The organism is Formosa sp. F44 (assembly GCF_056238645.1).
On the sequence record NZ_JBWDLJ010000003.1, the window covers coordinates 620401 to 636259 of the forward strand.

The 15859-nt window shown below is 30.9% G+C and carries 15 protein-coding genes and 3 pseudogenes; 4 read left to right on the plus strand and 14 right to left on the minus strand.

Annotated features, from left to right (window positions below):
* Positions 1 to 87 precede the first annotated feature (87 nt).
* Together AC0UBM_RS12685 and AC0UBM_RS12690 are read right to left on the minus strand one after the other, a co-directional pair.
* Positions 88 to 1419 (minus strand): tyrosine-type recombinase/integrase, encoded by a 1332-nt coding sequence (locus tag AC0UBM_RS12685; protein ID WP_092132197.1) that lies wholly within the window; start codon positions 1417 to 1419, stop codon positions 88 to 90.
* Positions 1420 to 2106: 687 nt separating this feature from the next.
* On the minus strand, positions 2107 to 2673 hold the full coding sequence (locus AC0UBM_RS12690) for a hypothetical protein (RefSeq protein ID WP_475688843.1): 567 nt from the start codon (positions 2671 to 2673) through the stop codon (positions 2107 to 2109).
* Between the two features lie 198 nt (positions 2674 to 2871).
* On the opposite strand from AC0UBM_RS12690, the pseudogene AC0UBM_RS12695 reads away from it, so the two are divergent.
* A pseudogene (locus AC0UBM_RS12695) lies at positions 2872 to 2997 on the plus strand (IS110 family transposase); the annotation flags it as partial.
* A gap of 144 nt (positions 2998 to 3141) precedes the next feature.
* Here the strand turns inward: AC0UBM_RS12695 and AC0UBM_RS12700 are convergent.
* The 3 genes from AC0UBM_RS12700 to AC0UBM_RS12710 all read right to left on the minus strand — a co-directional run bounded on the left by AC0UBM_RS12700 (position 3142) and on the right by AC0UBM_RS12710 (position 5140).
* Entirely contained in the window at positions 3142 to 3492 is a 351-nt protein-coding gene (locus AC0UBM_RS12700) for a hypothetical protein (RefSeq protein ID WP_414036797.1), read from the minus strand.
* Between the two features lie 486 nt (positions 3493 to 3978).
* Complete coding sequence (locus AC0UBM_RS12705; protein WP_475688844.1) at positions 3979 to 4422, minus strand: hypothetical protein; 444 nt, start codon at positions 4420 to 4422, stop codon at positions 3979 to 3981.
* Between the two features lie 298 nt (positions 4423 to 4720).
* Positions 4721 to 5140, minus strand: coding sequence for a hypothetical protein (locus AC0UBM_RS12710; RefSeq protein WP_434036899.1), 420 nt, complete (start codon positions 5138 to 5140; stop codon positions 4721 to 4723).
* A 417-nt stretch (positions 5141 to 5557) separates the two neighbouring features.
* Between AC0UBM_RS12710 and AC0UBM_RS12715 the strand changes: the two genes are divergently transcribed.
* On the plus strand, positions 5558 to 6529 hold the full coding sequence (locus AC0UBM_RS12715) for an IS110 family RNA-guided transposase (protein WP_475688845.1): 972 nt from the start codon (positions 5558 to 5560) through the stop codon (positions 6527 to 6529).
* A 47-nt stretch (positions 6530 to 6576) separates the two neighbouring features.
* On the opposite strand, the gene AC0UBM_RS12720 is transcribed toward AC0UBM_RS12715, so the two are convergent.
* From AC0UBM_RS12720 to AC0UBM_RS12730, 3 genes are all read right to left on the minus strand, one after another.
* Positions 6577 to 6930 carry an SdpI family protein gene (locus tag AC0UBM_RS12720; protein ID WP_475688846.1) on the minus strand — a complete coding sequence of 118 codons (354 nt, stop codon included), beginning with the start codon at positions 6928 to 6930 and terminating at the stop codon, positions 6577 to 6579.
* Positions 6927 to 7232 (minus strand): DUF3784 domain-containing protein, encoded by a 306-nt coding sequence (locus AC0UBM_RS12725; protein ID WP_475688847.1) that lies wholly within the window; start codon positions 7230 to 7232, stop codon positions 6927 to 6929. The genes AC0UBM_RS12720 and AC0UBM_RS12725 overlap by 4 nt, the downstream gene beginning before the upstream one ends.
* A 322-nt stretch (positions 7233 to 7554) precedes the next feature.
* Entirely contained in the window at positions 7555 to 8271 is a 717-nt protein-coding gene (locus AC0UBM_RS12730; protein ID WP_475688848.1) for a carboxypeptidase-like regulatory domain-containing protein, read from the minus strand.
* A 184-nt stretch (positions 8272 to 8455) separates the two neighbouring features.
* Here AC0UBM_RS12730 and AC0UBM_RS12735 point away from each other — a divergent pair.
* Positions 8456 to 8581, plus strand: a pseudogene (locus AC0UBM_RS12735) (IS110 family transposase); the annotation flags it as partial.
* 53 nt (positions 8582 to 8634) lie between these two features.
* Here AC0UBM_RS12735 and AC0UBM_RS12740 read toward each other — a convergent pair.
* From AC0UBM_RS12740 to AC0UBM_RS12750, 3 genes are all read right to left on the minus strand, one after another.
* Positions 8635 to 9990: a T9SS type A sorting domain-containing protein gene (locus AC0UBM_RS12740; RefSeq protein WP_475688849.1), complete on the minus strand. Its 1356-nt coding sequence runs from the start codon at positions 9988 to 9990 to the stop codon at positions 8635 to 8637.
* Between the two features lie 451 nt (positions 9991 to 10441).
* A complete protein-coding gene (locus tag AC0UBM_RS12745) occupies positions 10442 to 11458 on the minus strand; it encodes an alpha/beta hydrolase family protein (protein WP_475688857.1) in 1017 nt (338 codons plus the stop codon).
* Positions 11459 to 12159: 701 nt separating this feature from the next.
* Positions 12160 to 13407: a Kelch repeat-containing protein gene (locus tag AC0UBM_RS12750; protein ID WP_475688850.1), complete on the minus strand. Its 1248-nt coding sequence runs from the start codon at positions 13405 to 13407 to the stop codon at positions 12160 to 12162.
* A 184-nt stretch (positions 13408 to 13591) separates the two neighbouring features.
* On the opposite strand from AC0UBM_RS12750, the pseudogene AC0UBM_RS12755 reads away from it, so the two are divergent.
* Positions 13592 to 13717, plus strand: a pseudogene (locus AC0UBM_RS12755) (IS110 family transposase); the annotation flags it as partial.
* 54 nt (positions 13718 to 13771) lie between these two features.
* On the opposite strand, the gene AC0UBM_RS12760 reads toward AC0UBM_RS12755, so the two are convergent.
* The 3 genes from AC0UBM_RS12760 to AC0UBM_RS12770 all read right to left on the minus strand — a co-directional run bounded on the left by AC0UBM_RS12760 (position 13772) and on the right by AC0UBM_RS12770 (position 15722).
* On the minus strand, positions 13772 to 14128 hold the full coding sequence (locus tag AC0UBM_RS12760; protein ID WP_068449010.1) for a helix-turn-helix domain-containing protein: 357 nt from the start codon (positions 14126 to 14128) through the stop codon (positions 13772 to 13774).
* 2 nt (positions 14129 to 14130) lie between these two features.
* Positions 14131 to 14424 (minus strand): type II toxin-antitoxin system HigB family toxin, encoded by a 294-nt coding sequence (locus tag AC0UBM_RS12765; RefSeq protein WP_054729199.1) that lies wholly within the window; start codon positions 14422 to 14424, stop codon positions 14131 to 14133.
* 191 nt (positions 14425 to 14615) lie between these two features.
* Positions 14616 to 15722 (minus strand): FRG domain-containing protein, encoded by a 1107-nt coding sequence (locus AC0UBM_RS12770; protein ID WP_475688851.1) that lies wholly within the window; start codon positions 15720 to 15722, stop codon positions 14616 to 14618.
* Between the last annotated feature and the right edge of the window lie 137 nt (positions 15723 to 15859).

A 15859-nucleotide genomic window follows, 5' to 3' on the forward strand; every position in this document is an offset into this window, starting at 1 on the left:
TGCTATAATTATTTATCTATCACGTTTTTTATCAAATGCATAGGTTATGGTTTCGACATAAAATTATTTGTCGATAAAAACTATCACTCAAAAGTTAATAACACTATCCAATGCATCATCTGCATCCCTATGGATGAAGTTGGCCTGATAATTTATGGTGGTTTTCAAATCACTATGTCTGTATAGCTTTTGAAGCATTAAAGGGTGGATAGAATCCCCGGCAATATTACCAAAACTATGTCTTGCAATATGGTTTGATAGATTTTTTTCAATCTCGCACATCGTTGCAATTCGCTTTAAATATTTATTGAACAGTTTAGTGGCGTTTCTTGTTTTTTTAAAAATTTCTTCTTCATTCGAAACATTTACCTCTTTAAGAAATGGGAAGACATATCCATTATTATGATGTCTCTCTTTTTTATAAAAATTTAGAATTTCAGAAGCTTTATCAGGAATTTTAAGACTAACTGGTTTCTCATTTTTGTCCATAGTGTAGAGTAATCTGCTGTCTTTGAAGTCAGACCACCTCAATTTAACGGCATCTGATATTCTAATACCTGCAAAATAGAAAGCTGTAAGCCATACATTTTTAGTATGCCATATTGAGGTATATGGTTCTAATCTTAAAAGCTCTATCTGTTCAACTTCAGAGACAGTCAAACCTATTTTATGACTGTTCCCAATGCGTATTTTTTCTTTTTCCCCACCGAAAGGGTAGAATTTAGCATCAACTATTCCATCCTTTATAGCTTTATTAAATAGGGTGCGAATAAAAATAAGTTGATTTGTGATAGTACGAGATTTTTGATTAAGATATACGGAACAAAAATCTTTGTATTTGTCCAAGAATGATTCTGTTATATCTTGAAACTTTAAAGACTTATTCTTCTTAAAATACGTAACGGAATCCATAAATGAATGCTCGCCTTTACGCCCTTTACTGACACGCTGCTTTCTGCGTTCAAATATACCCTTTACGGCTAAATCTTTTTCTAATGAAATATTCAAGTTTAAAAACTCTTCCAAGTTATAAAGAATGGATAATTCAGATTTCGCAACTGAAAATACCTCACGTTCATATTTACGTTTGACTCTATCTGCGGCAAAAACAAAAAATGATTTAGAGCCACCAGCACCTTTCAATTTTTGCTTAACCTGTTTCGGTGTGATATTTTCTTTTGAATCAAAATAAATGTCATTTGTTTCGGTAAGTTTTTTTAAGAGAAAATTGTTAAGCTTTTTTGCATTAGGGTGCGTTCTTTTTACCCTTCCTGTGTTTTTGTCCCAATCTTTTTCAAGAACATATTGTCCTAACCATTTATAGTTGGTTTTGTAATTTTCACTAATACGTATAGCAAGAGGGATAGTGTTATCCTTTCTCATCATATTCTTTCGCAAAACTATCTTAATACTTGCCATAATCTTTTACCTTTGATTACAAAGATAATAAAAATATAAAAATGTTAGTACAGAATAAGTACAGAATAGTTTGATTTTGATTGTATGTAAATTACATCAATAATTATGTAAAGTGATGTATTTCATATATTTTAATATATTCTGATACATTTTAAAACACATTACCTTTAAGCTCATAACCCGAAGGTCACTGGTTCGAGTCCAGTTCCCGCTACTAAGTTTACAAGGCTTCACAGAAATGTGAAGCCTTTTTTTATTGTGTTTGGTTACAGATAAGTATGGAATAGGTCTTTTTAGCCACTTGTTATGCTTTTGGAAGCGATACAATTTAGTTGTCTATTGTATCTAATATTATGGATGAGTACTGTTTTTTACTTCAATTTTAAGATTGACCTTTTAAGAATACATACTTACTAGTTCTAGAAATCCGATAGGTATAAAAATAAAATATAGCTTCTCATTTTGAAGGTTTTCAAAAGGATGTCTCTATGCTATACTTTTTAATGTAATGGTTCCAATCCGTTATGCAATTGCTACCAACGTTTAGGTCTGCGGACTGTAACGTTCAATACAGCCCAATTTAAGGCCTATAAGCGCCTTAAATATTAAACGGTACCAAAATAAAGCATTTCCTAAATGTTATAAGGGAGAGTGTCGTATTTTACCTCAGTTCTTTGTTGTGTTGCATTATATATTATTCAGCGGAAATGTTATTCCAACCGCAAAGGCTCCTGCATACTGTTCAACAGACGGTTGTATATAATAAGCAAATCCTAAATCAACACTATTATTTTTTCCTAATTCAAGTCCAAATGAAAATGGAACATGGTAAATAATTCCACTTTTATCAATATTATCAAATGCAGTTAATGTTTCAAATTTTCCAATTGAAGTTCCAATTCCAATTTCAACGTATGGTGCCACCCAAGGAATTGGTGCACGAACTCTTACTTTTCCTCCAAGTAAAAAGGCTTTTGTTTCCCCTTTTTCATGGGTGGGATTACCATTAAGGTCTTCTCCATTAGAATTGGTAAATATAAAACCGGCATATGGTCTGAATTCAATCCAAGATTTTACTTTTAGGACTAATTCTCCTTGAGCAAAAAAACCATCGTCTACAACATCATCAGCCCCATTATTTGGTGCGCTCAGTCCATATCCAACTTGAGCATTTATTGATTTTTCTTTTATAAACTGTGCTTCAACTAAATTTGAAGTCAGCAGGATTATTAACAATATCAGAGTTTTTTTCATAATGTCTAGTCCCGAAAATACGGCTATAGTTAAAAATTGGTTTTATGCTAATAATTGATATACCCTATTTGGTGTTTTGTAGTCTAAAGATAATTTAAATAATATGTTGTTCTACAGATTAATTTTATTTTCTGTAGCTCTTAAATGCTTGTAAAGCCAATAGTGTATGTCCGGAACTTTAGGAGCGGATAGTATACAAAAGGAAAGAGTAAAAAACTGGGTTTAATAGCTGTGTGTAATAAGCTTCTAAAACAGGCTTTTGCTATCGCAAAATCTGGTTTAATATATGATAATTCTTATAGAAGTACTTTAGTGAAACGTTAATGCTTTTTTACTTGTTTTTTACCACAGTACTTTGTTGTAAATAGTGTTTTTTTCAGTTCCACTAATTAATTCAGATTTTCAACTTTTAAATTCAAGATTAGATATGCTTAAAATCGAAATTCAGTTTTAATTAGTTGTTTTTTTTTAGTGAGTTAAAGTTTCAACTAATATTTTTCCAAGTTTAAAACCTAGTAAACCAAAAAACACTCCAAAAACCATCCAATATAATCTGTGTTTTTTATTATATTCAAGATTTATGTTCTCGATTAGTTCTCCATTTTCAGAGAGTTGAATGTTAATTCCATCTTTTGCAAATAATTTAGCTTTAGATTTTAAAATATAATTTTTAGAGTTTATTTCGAATTTGTGCTCAATTCCTGTTATAGAAAATTTATTCGAAATTTTGTTTCCATTTATTAGAACATTCTCAAATCCGAGAACAGAGTTCAAAAATTCTATTTTATTCGTGTCGATATTAAATTCAGCGTATTTCATTCGTTATGAGCTTTTTCGGCATTATTTACAACGGTTTTGGCTAGGCTTTGTGCGGGTGAAAATCGACAAGATTTTCGAACATGCACTAAGCCGAAGCTTTTTGTTTGGTTTTGTTTCTTTGGTTTTCACAAAGCCAAATCAACAAGATTTGGCGACCTAGTAAATATACACAGAACTTTGAGGTTATCACAAAACCCACATGAAGTTTAGCTGGTGTTACCTTTAGTTTTTATAGTCTTCATTTAATCTATACTCAAAAATTTTATGTTCAATTTCACAAAAGAGGTCTATAAGATATGTATAAAAACTATTAAGATATTTTTCAATAGGAATTGTAATATATTCAAGTGGTTGATTCAATTTATTTCTAAAAGTTGGCATTTTTGAAAGTTCACTGTCTACTTTTCCTAGATGCTTAACTTTATTATTAAATTTTTGTAATTCGAGAACAGTATTGTAGTTATTTAAATTATGTAATTCTATGTTTCAATCCTTAAAATATTGTTTTCTGTCTTTCCAATTACCAAACCCTGAGTGATTTTCTTCTTTTTTAATTTTTTCTATATAGTTAATTAATTTATTTTCAGTTTGCTCTAATAGTGACCAAATAAATATGGCTGTCATTTGGTTTAAATAACTGGTCATTGAATTTAGCTGATGAGCCTCTTGATCTATAAATTGATTCTCTCTCAAATCAGAATAATCATCAGGTGTTTCTATTTCTGTTGGATATGGTGTTTTTTTAATTTTATTTTGGAATTCTAAATCCTTTTCAATTTGAGGTTTAATAGAATTATTATACAAAGAACAAATATCACCTATAGGAAAGCTTAAAAATGAAAATATACGAGTTTTATCAAACCTAAAATGAATTTGTCTTAGCTTGACTTTTGAATTCAATTCAGGAGGTGTTAAATATTTGTAGTTCATTTTTTAATTTCTAGTCCTGAAATATGGCTACAGTTAAAATTGGTTTTAAGCTAATAATTGATATAACCTATTTGGTATTTTGTAGACTAAAGATAAATGAAATGTTATGTCCTTGTATAAATTAATTGCATTTTTAAAGGCAATAGTGTATGTCCGGAACTTTAGGAGCAGATAGTAAACAAAGGGAAGAGTGAAAAACTGGCTTTAATATATGATGACTCATAAAGAAGTATTTTAGTGAAACGTTAATGCTTTTTTACTTGTTTTTTACCACAGTACTTTGTTGTAAACCGTGTTTTTATTCTTTTTTCAATTTCAACCATTTGTTTTTTCCGATTGTCAATGTTCCAATTAGGCCAACAAGAAATATCATTAAAATTCCAATTCCGATATTTTTTGAAATTATATTTTTAGTACTAAAAATCATTATTCCGGTTAAAGGAAACATTGCTCCAAAAAATGGAAGTTTTCTGTTTAGAAATTTATTTCCGCTAATAATTATTTTATCGTTTTCAGTTAAATTCCTCAATTCCATTTTTTCACTTCCACACCACTGAATTTTAGCTTTCAAAGTTTCGTTCTTAAATTCATTCGGGATTTCAATACTTTTTTCCTCTCCATTTTTCAATTCAGTCAGAGTTCTTTTTCCGACCAATATTTCATACGTACAGTTCTTGTTGAAACTCTCTTTTGGTCTATGTAGTGTGATTTTCCTCATATGGTTTACAACGTCTCCGTATATGAAACGTAGCGTGCAAAAAGACGCTATCGTTTCGGATTATACACGAGCCGAATTTTTAAATTTTTCTTTTTATCTTTATTTTATTAAAAGCCAAATTTAAAAATTTGGCGGTCTTGACAAATACACACAAACCTCTCGAAAAGCCTATATTAGCTATGTTTTATATACATCTTAAGTTAGCATTTTAACAAAAACACTAAATTAAGACCTATAAATTAGAAAGAACAAAAGAGAGGAATAAGGTTATTATATACGGAGAGACTACAGATCTCGTCAACATTGAAAATCCCCTCTCTTTTACTACACAGATTTCGTACAGTTCTATGAGGCTTTTAGACCTCGATTTTAAGTCGTTGAAACTCGCGTAGTCGTCCTTTCAAAAATCATTTTCTTATGAATAAAGATATTAAATATTTTGGAATAGACATTAGCCATTTAGTTTTTGATGTGACAGATTCAGATGGCAATTACTACCAATTTAAAAACACAATTTCTGGCTTTAAAAAATTCACAAAACTCTTAGATTTGGATAGTCATTGTGTTATGGAAGCCACTGGTTATTACCATTATCAATTGGCTTATTATTTACTAGAGTCAGGGACAAAGGTATCAGTAGAAAACCCTTTAGCTGTTAAACGCTTTATCCAAATGAAGTTGTCTAAGATCAAGACGGATAAAAGTGATTCTAAACTTATTTGTGAATATGCCAAACAAGTAGAATTAAAGCTTTGGGAAGGTCAATCCAAACATCAAATAGAATGTCTTCAAATAACCAGACTCCTTTCTGTGTACACAAAACAGAGCACTATGCTGAAGAATAAAATACATGGTGAATCCGTTTTAGGAAATCCAAGCAAAGCAGTTGTAAGTTCTATAAAACGAAGCTTAAAACACGTTTTAAAAGAAATCAAAACCTTAGAAGATAAACTGATGGTATTAGTTAAAGAAGTCCATCAAGATGTATTAACTCGCTTAAAAAGCATACCAGGAATTGGAAATAAAACGGCATTAATGCTTGTGGTTCTTACAGATGGTTTTGAGCGTTTTACAAGCGGTAGTGAACTCTGCAGTTATGCTGGATTAACTCCATTAGTTAGAAAGAGTGGTAGCAGTGTAAATGGACGCAGTAGAATAAGTAAAATAGGAAATCAGAAGCTTCGTAATTTATTATTTATGTGCAGTTTTAATTCTTGTAAATACAACAAAGCATGCAGAGATATTTATGAACGAATTGTAGCAAAAGGGAAGAGTAAAAAACTGGCTTTAATAGCTGTATGCAATAAGCTTTTAAAACAGGCTTTTGCTATCGCAAAATCTGGTTTAATATATGATGATTCTTATAGAAGTACTTTAGTGAAAAGTTAATGCTTTTTTACTTGTTTTTTACCACAGTACTTTGTTGTGGTGCGTTGTTATTCACTATTTTTAAATTCTTCCTTTAATTTTTTCTCAACTTTTACTAATAATAATACTACCATTAAAATCATAAAGCCCAAGCCTAAAACTGTCGAAGTTTTTTCGCTCGGTTGGAAAAATAAACCTATAATTCCCGATAAAGAAAGTAAACCTCCGTACTTCATCATTTGTTTAGAGGAATAAATTTGAGCAAAATCCCACCTTTCTTGACTTTTCATTGAATTTGAAGTTCTATAGCCATAAATTCCATTAATTTTTTTTGGCGGAAATTTATACATAATTATTCCGACAACAATAAAAATCAGTCCGCTACTAAATGGAATTAAAAATAGAGAGTTTTCAGTAATCATTTTATTTTGAATTTATCTGAATTTGATTTAATTACTAAATATGGAATTCCAATCAAAATTGCTCCAAAAAATGTCACATTTTCAATATCAGGATTATTCAGCCAATTAACCAAAAAATATCCGATAATCATAATTATTGCCATTCCAAACATTGAGTTCCTAAATACAGTTGCAATTCCGTCAGTATTAAATTTCGCACGTTCTTCTTTTGGCTTAGTATTATAACCTGCAATCAGAAAGTACATTTTTCCGTATCTTATAATTATTCCGAGTACTATAAAAAAGACAGCAATCCCAATCATTTTTTAAAGTTTGATTTTATCGCGATGTTTTTTTCCAATGTCTAGTCCCGAAAATACGGCTACAGTTAAAAATTGGTTTTAAGCTGATAATTGATATACCATATTTGGTGTTTTATAGTCTAAAGATAAATGAAATGGTATTTCGTTGTATAAATTAATTGCATTTTTAAAGGCAATAGTGTATGTCCGGAACTTTAGGAGCGGATAGTAAACAAAAGGGAAGAGTAAAAAACTGGCTTTAATATATGATGCTCTAGAAGTAGTTTAGTGGAAAATTAATGAGTTTTACGTGTTGTTTACCACAGTACTTTATTGGGTATAGTTATTCTACGCTTAGTTTTTTAAATTTCGTTGATAAATCTATCAATTTGTCCAATAATAAAAAATTGTTTTTTTCCTCAAGCAATTCACTTTTGATTTTCCCTCTGCAAAAGTCCATGAATAGGTCAACGTTTTCCTCTTTTATCTTTAATACATCTGTCAATTTTTCATTATTAAACTCGTGTTCTAAAAAAAGTAATTTTAATTCAGAATAGGTAATATAATTAGGTGTTATAGAAGACTTATTTTTTTTGTCTTTACTCAGAAGTTTGTTTGCACGTATAAAAATCTTTCTAAAATCTACATTCCCATTCGATGGCTGTTCATAAGCCTGCATATTATGGTCAAGATCATATAATATTTGATTTTTAAAATTTGAATTAAATTGATCCTCATCAAAAGAATAGTTACTTATTATTACTTCTTCAAGATTATTTATTTTTTGTTCTAATTGAATGGTGACCTCTTTGTCTAAATAATCATTGGTAACTAAGATTTTTTTATCAATATGAAATGAGGAAGAAAATAATATAGTGTCATTTTCAATAGCCTCAATTGTGAAAAATCCATTAGCATTAGAAAATGATTCGAAATTCTTGGTGATATTGATAACACTTACGTATTCAAGTGTGCTTCCATCGTCATAAATAGTTCCGCTGATATTTTGAGCAAATAATATACTTGGGATTGAAAGTAAAAAAAATAAAATCAATCTCATAGTTTCATAATGTCTTGTCCTGAAATATATAAACAGCTCAAAATTGGTTTAAGCTGATAATTGATATACCATATTTGGTGTTCTATAGTCTAAAGATAAATGAAATGGTATATCGTTGTATAAATTAATTGCATTTTTAAAGCCAATAACGTAAGTCTGGAATTTTAGGAGCGGATAGTACACAAAAGGGAAGAGTAAAAAACGGGCTTTAATAGCTGTGTGTAATAAGCTTCTAAAACAGGCTTTTGCTATCGCAAAATCTGGTTTAATATATGATGATTCTTATAGAAGTACTTTAGTGAAACGTTAATGCTTTTTTACTTGTTTTTTACCATAGGACTTTGTTGTAGCAAGTTTTCATAATTAATTCACTACAATTTTTTTTGTCGTTTCTCCTTTATCTGATTTTATTTTCACATAATAAAGTCCTTTTGAAAGATTTTCAATATTCACTTCTTTTTGATGTGATTCTAAAATATTCTTTCCTAAAGTATTAAAAACACTTAGTTTTTTAAACTGAATATTCTTATCCATATGAACTGTGAAAACCTTGCTTGTTGGGTTAGGATAGACATTTGTATTTTCTAATACATAGCTATCTACAGATAAAACTTCAGATAAATCAAAAACCCGAACATGGCCAGAACCATAAGTAGAAAAACCGCCTTCGTTTTGCCATGCTCCAATAACAACAATTCCACCATCTGCTGATAAACTTAAATTATTTTTTTCAGCACTTAAATCATTGGCTGCTTCCCCATCTATATCTGAACCTATTTGAGTCCAATTACCTGATATGTTTTTAAAAATACGTACATGACCTGATTGTCCTCCATTTTCATAATTTAAAGGTGAACCTACTGCTAATATATTACCGTCAGAAGATAAGCTAAGTGTAGAACCGCAAAAATCAGTCGAATACTCACCTAAAATATCATCACCAATTTTAGTCCAAATACCTTCAATATTTTTATATACTCTTACACTACCTCTAAATCCATAGCTAGATGGTGCTCCAAAAGCAACTATATTCCCATCTGAAGACAAACTTATACTTTCTCCAATATAATCATTTACTAAACCATTTATATCAGAACCTATTTGTGTCCAAACTCCAGATATATTCCTATAGACTTCAACTTGACCAGTTCCTGAATTTGATTGACTTTCACTATTCCTTGAAGTTCCTATAGCGATAGTACTTCCGTCTGATGATAAGTTTATATTGTCCCCGAACCAATCACCTGCATTTTCTCCCATAATATCCGAACCTATCTGACTCCATTGTCCATTTACGTATTCATAAATCACAGCCCTTCCTGTTTTAGTCCCATTCGAGAATTCGTTGTGTTCGGGTATTCCAATGGCTAATATATTGCCGTCCGAAGATAAACTAACAGATTGTCCTAAATTTTCAATTTCTGATTGTCCTAATATGTCAGAACCTACTTGAGTCCATGTACCGCTCAAATTTTCATATACCTCTACAGCTCCAGAGTCTGTTCCATTTATATCTCTCAAAGGTATGCCTATAGCTATTCTATTACCATCGGATGACATGCTTATACTTCTTCCAAACCAATCTTCGCTATTTATATCATTTATATCAGAACCAAATTGAGTCCAGACACCCGAATTATTTTGAAATACACGCACAAAACTTTTATTTGTAGTAGTATTTCCACCAGTAGCAGCCACTATATTACCACTTGAGGACATACTAACGCTTTTTCCAAATTGTCCTAGAGCATTTAAAGGATCAATATCAGAGCCAATTTGAACTTGAGAAATAGATAAAGATGTAAATAATATACTTAAAATAAGTAAGGCTTTTTTCATAATAATAATTTTCATAATGCTCGGATTCAATGTCTAGTCCCGAAAATACGGCTACAGTTAAAAATTGGTTTTAAGCTGATAATTGATATACCCTATTTGGTGTTTTGTAGTCTAAAGATAAATGAAATGGTATTTTGTTGTATAAATTAATTGCATTTTCTGTAGCTCTTAAATGCTTGTAAAGCCAATAGTGTATGTCCGGAACTTTAGGAGCGGATAGTAAACAAAAGTGAAGAGTAAAAAACGGGCTTTAATATATGATGACTCATATAGAAGTACTTTAGTGAAAAGTTAATGCTTTTTTACCGCAGTACTTTGTTGTGCAAAGTTTTTATTTCGTTTGTGTTTTTATCCACTTTGTGATTTCTTCTAATACAATGGGTGAAAATGTCTGTTCAATAGTTCCGTATTCATTTGGAGAACCCGTTTCACACTCTTGAAATAAATGATTCAGATTTGGAAATTCCTTTGTAGTTACATTTTTATTTCCCCCTTTTGTCAAAGCATTTTTTATGGCTATTAAATTTTCTTTTGGTGGAACTTGTAAATCTTTTTCTCCATTTACAGCTAAAACAGGACAGGTTACTTGTTCTAATGTTGTGATCGGATTAAATTTCATAAAGTATACCATCCAAGGACTTGCAATTTGATTTACTTGCATTGAAACAAATTCCTTTTTGGTCATTCCATTTGGGATTTCATCCTTTGATTCATGTTCAAGCAATTCATTGAGTAGATTTGTCAGGTCGGTTTTTAATTTTTGATTGTCATTAGACTTTACAACCATTTCAAATACTTTTGAATTGTTCTGTATTGTTTTCTCTATTTCTGCTTCTGAAACACCATTAGCTTTGGCAATTAGTTCTTGTTGAAGTAGTAACAGTTTATCTCCTTGAATTCCTGTGCCTGCTAATAATACTATGAAATTTACATCTTTTGATTTTGAAGCAACTATAGGTGCAATTAAGCCACCTTCACTATGTCCAATTAGACCAATTTTATTTTTCTTAATCTCTTTTCTTGTTTTTAAGTATGCAATAGCACTTTCAACATCAGTTGCAAAGTCTGCAGAAGTTGCAGTTTTAAAATCCCCTGTTGATTGTCCAACTCCTCTGTCATCATATCGTAAAACTGCAATATCATTTTTGGTTAAATAGTCTGAAATTATTAAAAATGGTTTGTGTCCTAATAGTTCTTCATCTCTATTTTGTGGCCCACTTCCTGTAATTAAAATTACGACTGGAAAAATTCCGTCCTTCTTTGGTAAAGTTAATGTTCCAGATAATGAAACATTAGCTTTTGTATTTTCAAATACTACATCTTCAGAATAATATGGATAAGGTTTTATCGGTTCTTGAGNTAATTAAAATTACGACTGGAAAAATTCCGTCCTTCTTTGGTAAAGTTAATGTTCCAGATAATGAAACATTAGCTTTTGTATTTTCAAATACTACATCTTCAGAATAATATGGATAAGGTTTTATCGGTTCTTGAGGTCGCTTTACAATTTCTTTCTTGATTGCTTCTCTGGATAGATTCATAGGAAATTCTTGTCCTCCTTGTTTAAAAGTTCCAATAATTTCATCCCCACTTAATTCTCCATCATATTCAATTCTAGCATTAGTTACTTCAAATTTAATTTTCGGGTTTTCAAACGTTGTATTTGTAACAGGAATACCATTTGCTCCTTGGTCTGGACTGTCCATTGTTGAGCTAAAACCATTTTTAGTTTGCTTAACATTAAACACAAGTCTTAATTGTGTTCCTTGGACTTTTAAAACACCATTCCATTGACCTGTAATGTCTTGAGCAGTTGATGTAAGTGTGGTTATTAATGTAACCAATAAGATTATAAAGTTTTTCATATTAATCTCTCTGTTGTTTTTTTCTAATTTTTGCTAACGGTCTCGGCTATGAGTAGTTGCGTGTGTTATCACTTAACTTTGCAAGTACTCACCAAACTGAAAATCCTCGAGTATTTTCAGAAGTAGGCAAGAACAAGCAATTACTTATAGCCATTGTTGTAAACAGTTTACTTTTACTTATAGATTATTCTAAATACCATACATCGTTCAATAGACTTCCAGTACTCCATCCCGAAGTAATCCAAATATTGTCATTAAATGTGATACTTCTGTGATTCATTCTTCCTGAAAATGCTGCATTACTCGATTTCTCTTTCCAATTAATTCCATCTGCACTTGACCAAATATCACTGAGTCCATTTCCACCAGAACCTCCTAGTATCCAAATTTTATTATCGAAGACGGCTGTTGCATGTCCATATCTTGCAGAAAATTCAGCATTTGCGCTTTCTTGATTCCAGTTTACACCATCAGCACTAGACCAAACGTCATTTAAATTTCCAACGCCACTACCTTGAACAGAATTTAATCCTCCAATTACCCAAATACGATTGTCAAAAACAACACTTGAATGATTAAACCTAGATAAAAAAGGTGGATTGTTATTTTCTTGAACCCAATTTAATCCATCAGAACTTGACCAAACATCATTAAACTCTAAAGTTCCATTTTCTCCTCCAATTACCCAAATACGATTGTCAAATACTACAGAGGTATGGGCATATCTCTCAGGAAAAGATGCATTGCTATTTTCTTGAATCCAGTTTATTCCGTCTGCACTTGACCAAATGTCATTATAAACTACATTATTTCCTGTACCTCCAATTATCCAAATCTTTCCATCAAATACTACAGAGGAATGATCGAATCTATTAGGAAAGTTTGAGTTTGAAGTCTCTTCTGTCCAAATGACACCATCATTAGACGACCAAACATCCCCTAATTCAGCACCATCAATAATCCACATTCGATTGTCAAAACTTACTAATGTATGGTTTTCCCTTTCTGTAAATCCAGCATTCTCAGTAGCATTAATTGCCTGTATCTCTCTAGATGTAAATGAGAAAATTTCGCTAGCTGTGCTATTACCATTAGTGTCATTTGCTATAACTTGCCAAGAATATTCCGTTTTGAATTCTAAGGAATTATCAATCGTATAATTTGTTAATTCTAAACCCGATGCAATTATGGTGGTTGGTGCTGCAGAGTTCATATCAAGTAATATTTGATATGTCACTTCATCTCCCTCAGGGTCAATAGCATTTTCCCATGTCAGTTGGGGATTTAAAGAAACATTTATAGCATTATTTTCAATCTGTAATAATTGGAAATTATTAGGTGGGCGATTAACACTAGTTGAATCATCGTCTTTTCCACAAGAGATAATAAAAATAAAAATAAGTAAGATTAAGAATGGTTTGTGATATTTCATATTTTTTTCAAATGTCTAGTCCTGAAACATGGCTACGTTAAAATTGATTTTAAGCTAATAATTATATACCTTATTTGGTGTTTTGTAGACTAAAGATAAATGAAATGTTATGTCCTTGTATAAATTAATTGCATTTTTAAAGGCAATAGTGTATGTCCGGAATTTTAGGAGCGGATAGTAAACAAAAGGGAAGAGTAAAAAACTGGCTTTAATAGCTGTATGTAATAAGCTTTTAAAACAGGCTTTTGCTATCGCAAAATCTGGTTTGATATATGATGATTCTTATAGAAGTACTTTAGTGAAACGTTAATGCTTTTTTACTTGTTTTTTACCACAGTACTTTGTTGCCAACTGGCTTTTTTAATTAATAATCTTGAATTAAAACTTCAGTAGGGATATGTAGAGTAGTGTTGAGTTTTCTAATCATATCTAGAGTCAGTTTTCTTTTTTTATTCAAAATTTCGCTAACTCTGCTTTTAAATCCAACAACTTCTGCTAAATCCTTTTGTTTCATTCCCATTTGTTCCATTCGGAATTTAATTGCTTCTATTGGGTCAGGCATTCCGATTGGGAATTGTTCATTTTCATATCTATCAATCAAAATTGACAGGATTTCCAATTCGTCTCCATCTTCCGTTCCTTTTTTTGCATCAAAAATTTCCTCAAGTCTGTTGAGTGCGTTTTGATAGTCTTTTTCGTTTCTAATTGGTAATATTTTCATAATTAGATATTATTTGCGTCAATTTTATCATATTCAGCGTGAGTTCCGATAAATCTTATCCAGCATATTCCGTACTCAAAATTAAATTTTACAATCAAGCGATAATTATTACCTTTAATATTGTAAACAATTCGATTGTCTTTTAAAATACTAGCACTCGGATATTCACTTTTTAATTCGTTAATATTGTTCCATTCGGATTTTTCAGTTTCTCTATACCACGATTTTAATTGTTCTTCACAATCAGCGTGTTTTTCCCAAAAATCTCGTAAAGTTCGTTTTGCGATTACTCTCACATTATAATTGTTTGACGCAAAGATAATAAAAAAAAGTTACCAATTTGGTAATTAGTTCGTTTTTTTTAGCTTGTTGGCAACGGTCTCGTATAACCGTCAGTTACGGGATTAAAGATAATGACATTCGGTTAAGAACTGACGTTAGCAATTCCGAGTGGATTCGGACGTAGTCGAATCCGCCGTAATTGCGGTTATACATTGTTATGTGCTGTTTTTAATTGTTCATTTACTTTATTCAATACATTTATTTGGGAGGTTAATTCTCCGTTTTTAACAGATAGTGGTTTGTGAACAACCTTGTTTCTGAACATTCTCAAAGCATCAACTTCCTTGTATAAAGAAGCTAGGTTTTCTTCGTACTTCATTAAGACATATAAAGCATCTCTTAATCTATGAGTTTCACGAATATATTTTCTAGAGCGTTTAATTAATGAACTTTCCAAAGTTGTCCAAGCTTTTAGGAAATTTCCAATATTCATTGGAGCAAGTTCTATTTGTATTTTATCCTCTATTTCTTTACAGATGCTCTCAATTTTGTCATCTTTTGGATAAAGAGCATTTTCCGGGATTTTATCAAAATCGTTACCCCAAAAACTGTCATTATTGGGAATTTCAAACTTTGCAATTAATCGATTGTTTAAATCAAGTTCGCCTTTATATTCATATTCATTTGTTATGTCTTCAGTACCAATTAAAAATCCCTCTTGAAAGTATGGTCTCAATGCTTGAGGTGGTGTAATACTTAAAAGTCTAATGTTTACTAAATCGTGTTCAGAATTAGTAGAAATTCTGTTTGAATAATAGGGTAGACCAAAGACATATATGTAGGCTGTTTCTTGTACGTTTTTATATTGAGAAAATGAGCAAGCAACTCTTAAAGATTGAGTAATATCAATTAATGGTGTTTCGGTAACCTCATAGTGTTGTAGAACACTCCATTGAATTAACTTTTTTCTACGAAACTCGGTTATTCCATCAACCTTGTGTTTCCTAAATAATTCAACCAAAATTTTACTAGCACTATTTAATTTGACAAAGCGATAGTCTAATTCCTCTTGGGTTAAATGCTCTCCACGATAAATTGTCGGATAAAAAGTTGACTTATTGGCTTTATTCCTGTAGTCATTTTTTTGACCTCTGAAGAAAAGCAAATGGTCTTTATTCAAATATGAAAGTTTTGCAACTTGTTCAACTAATTCTCTATAAGTTTTGATTGGAAAACCATTGTCTTTACCCACATCTTTTGAGTTTGTGTGGTCATTAAGTTCTTTTGTAAGTTTTCCGAATATTTGTCTCACTTAATTTACGGTCGGTTTAAATGTCTAGTCCTGAAATATGGCTACAGTTAAAAATTGGTTTTAAGCTGATAATTGATATACCATATTTGGTGTTCTATAGTCTAAAGATAAATGTAATCTTATTTCGTTGTATAAAT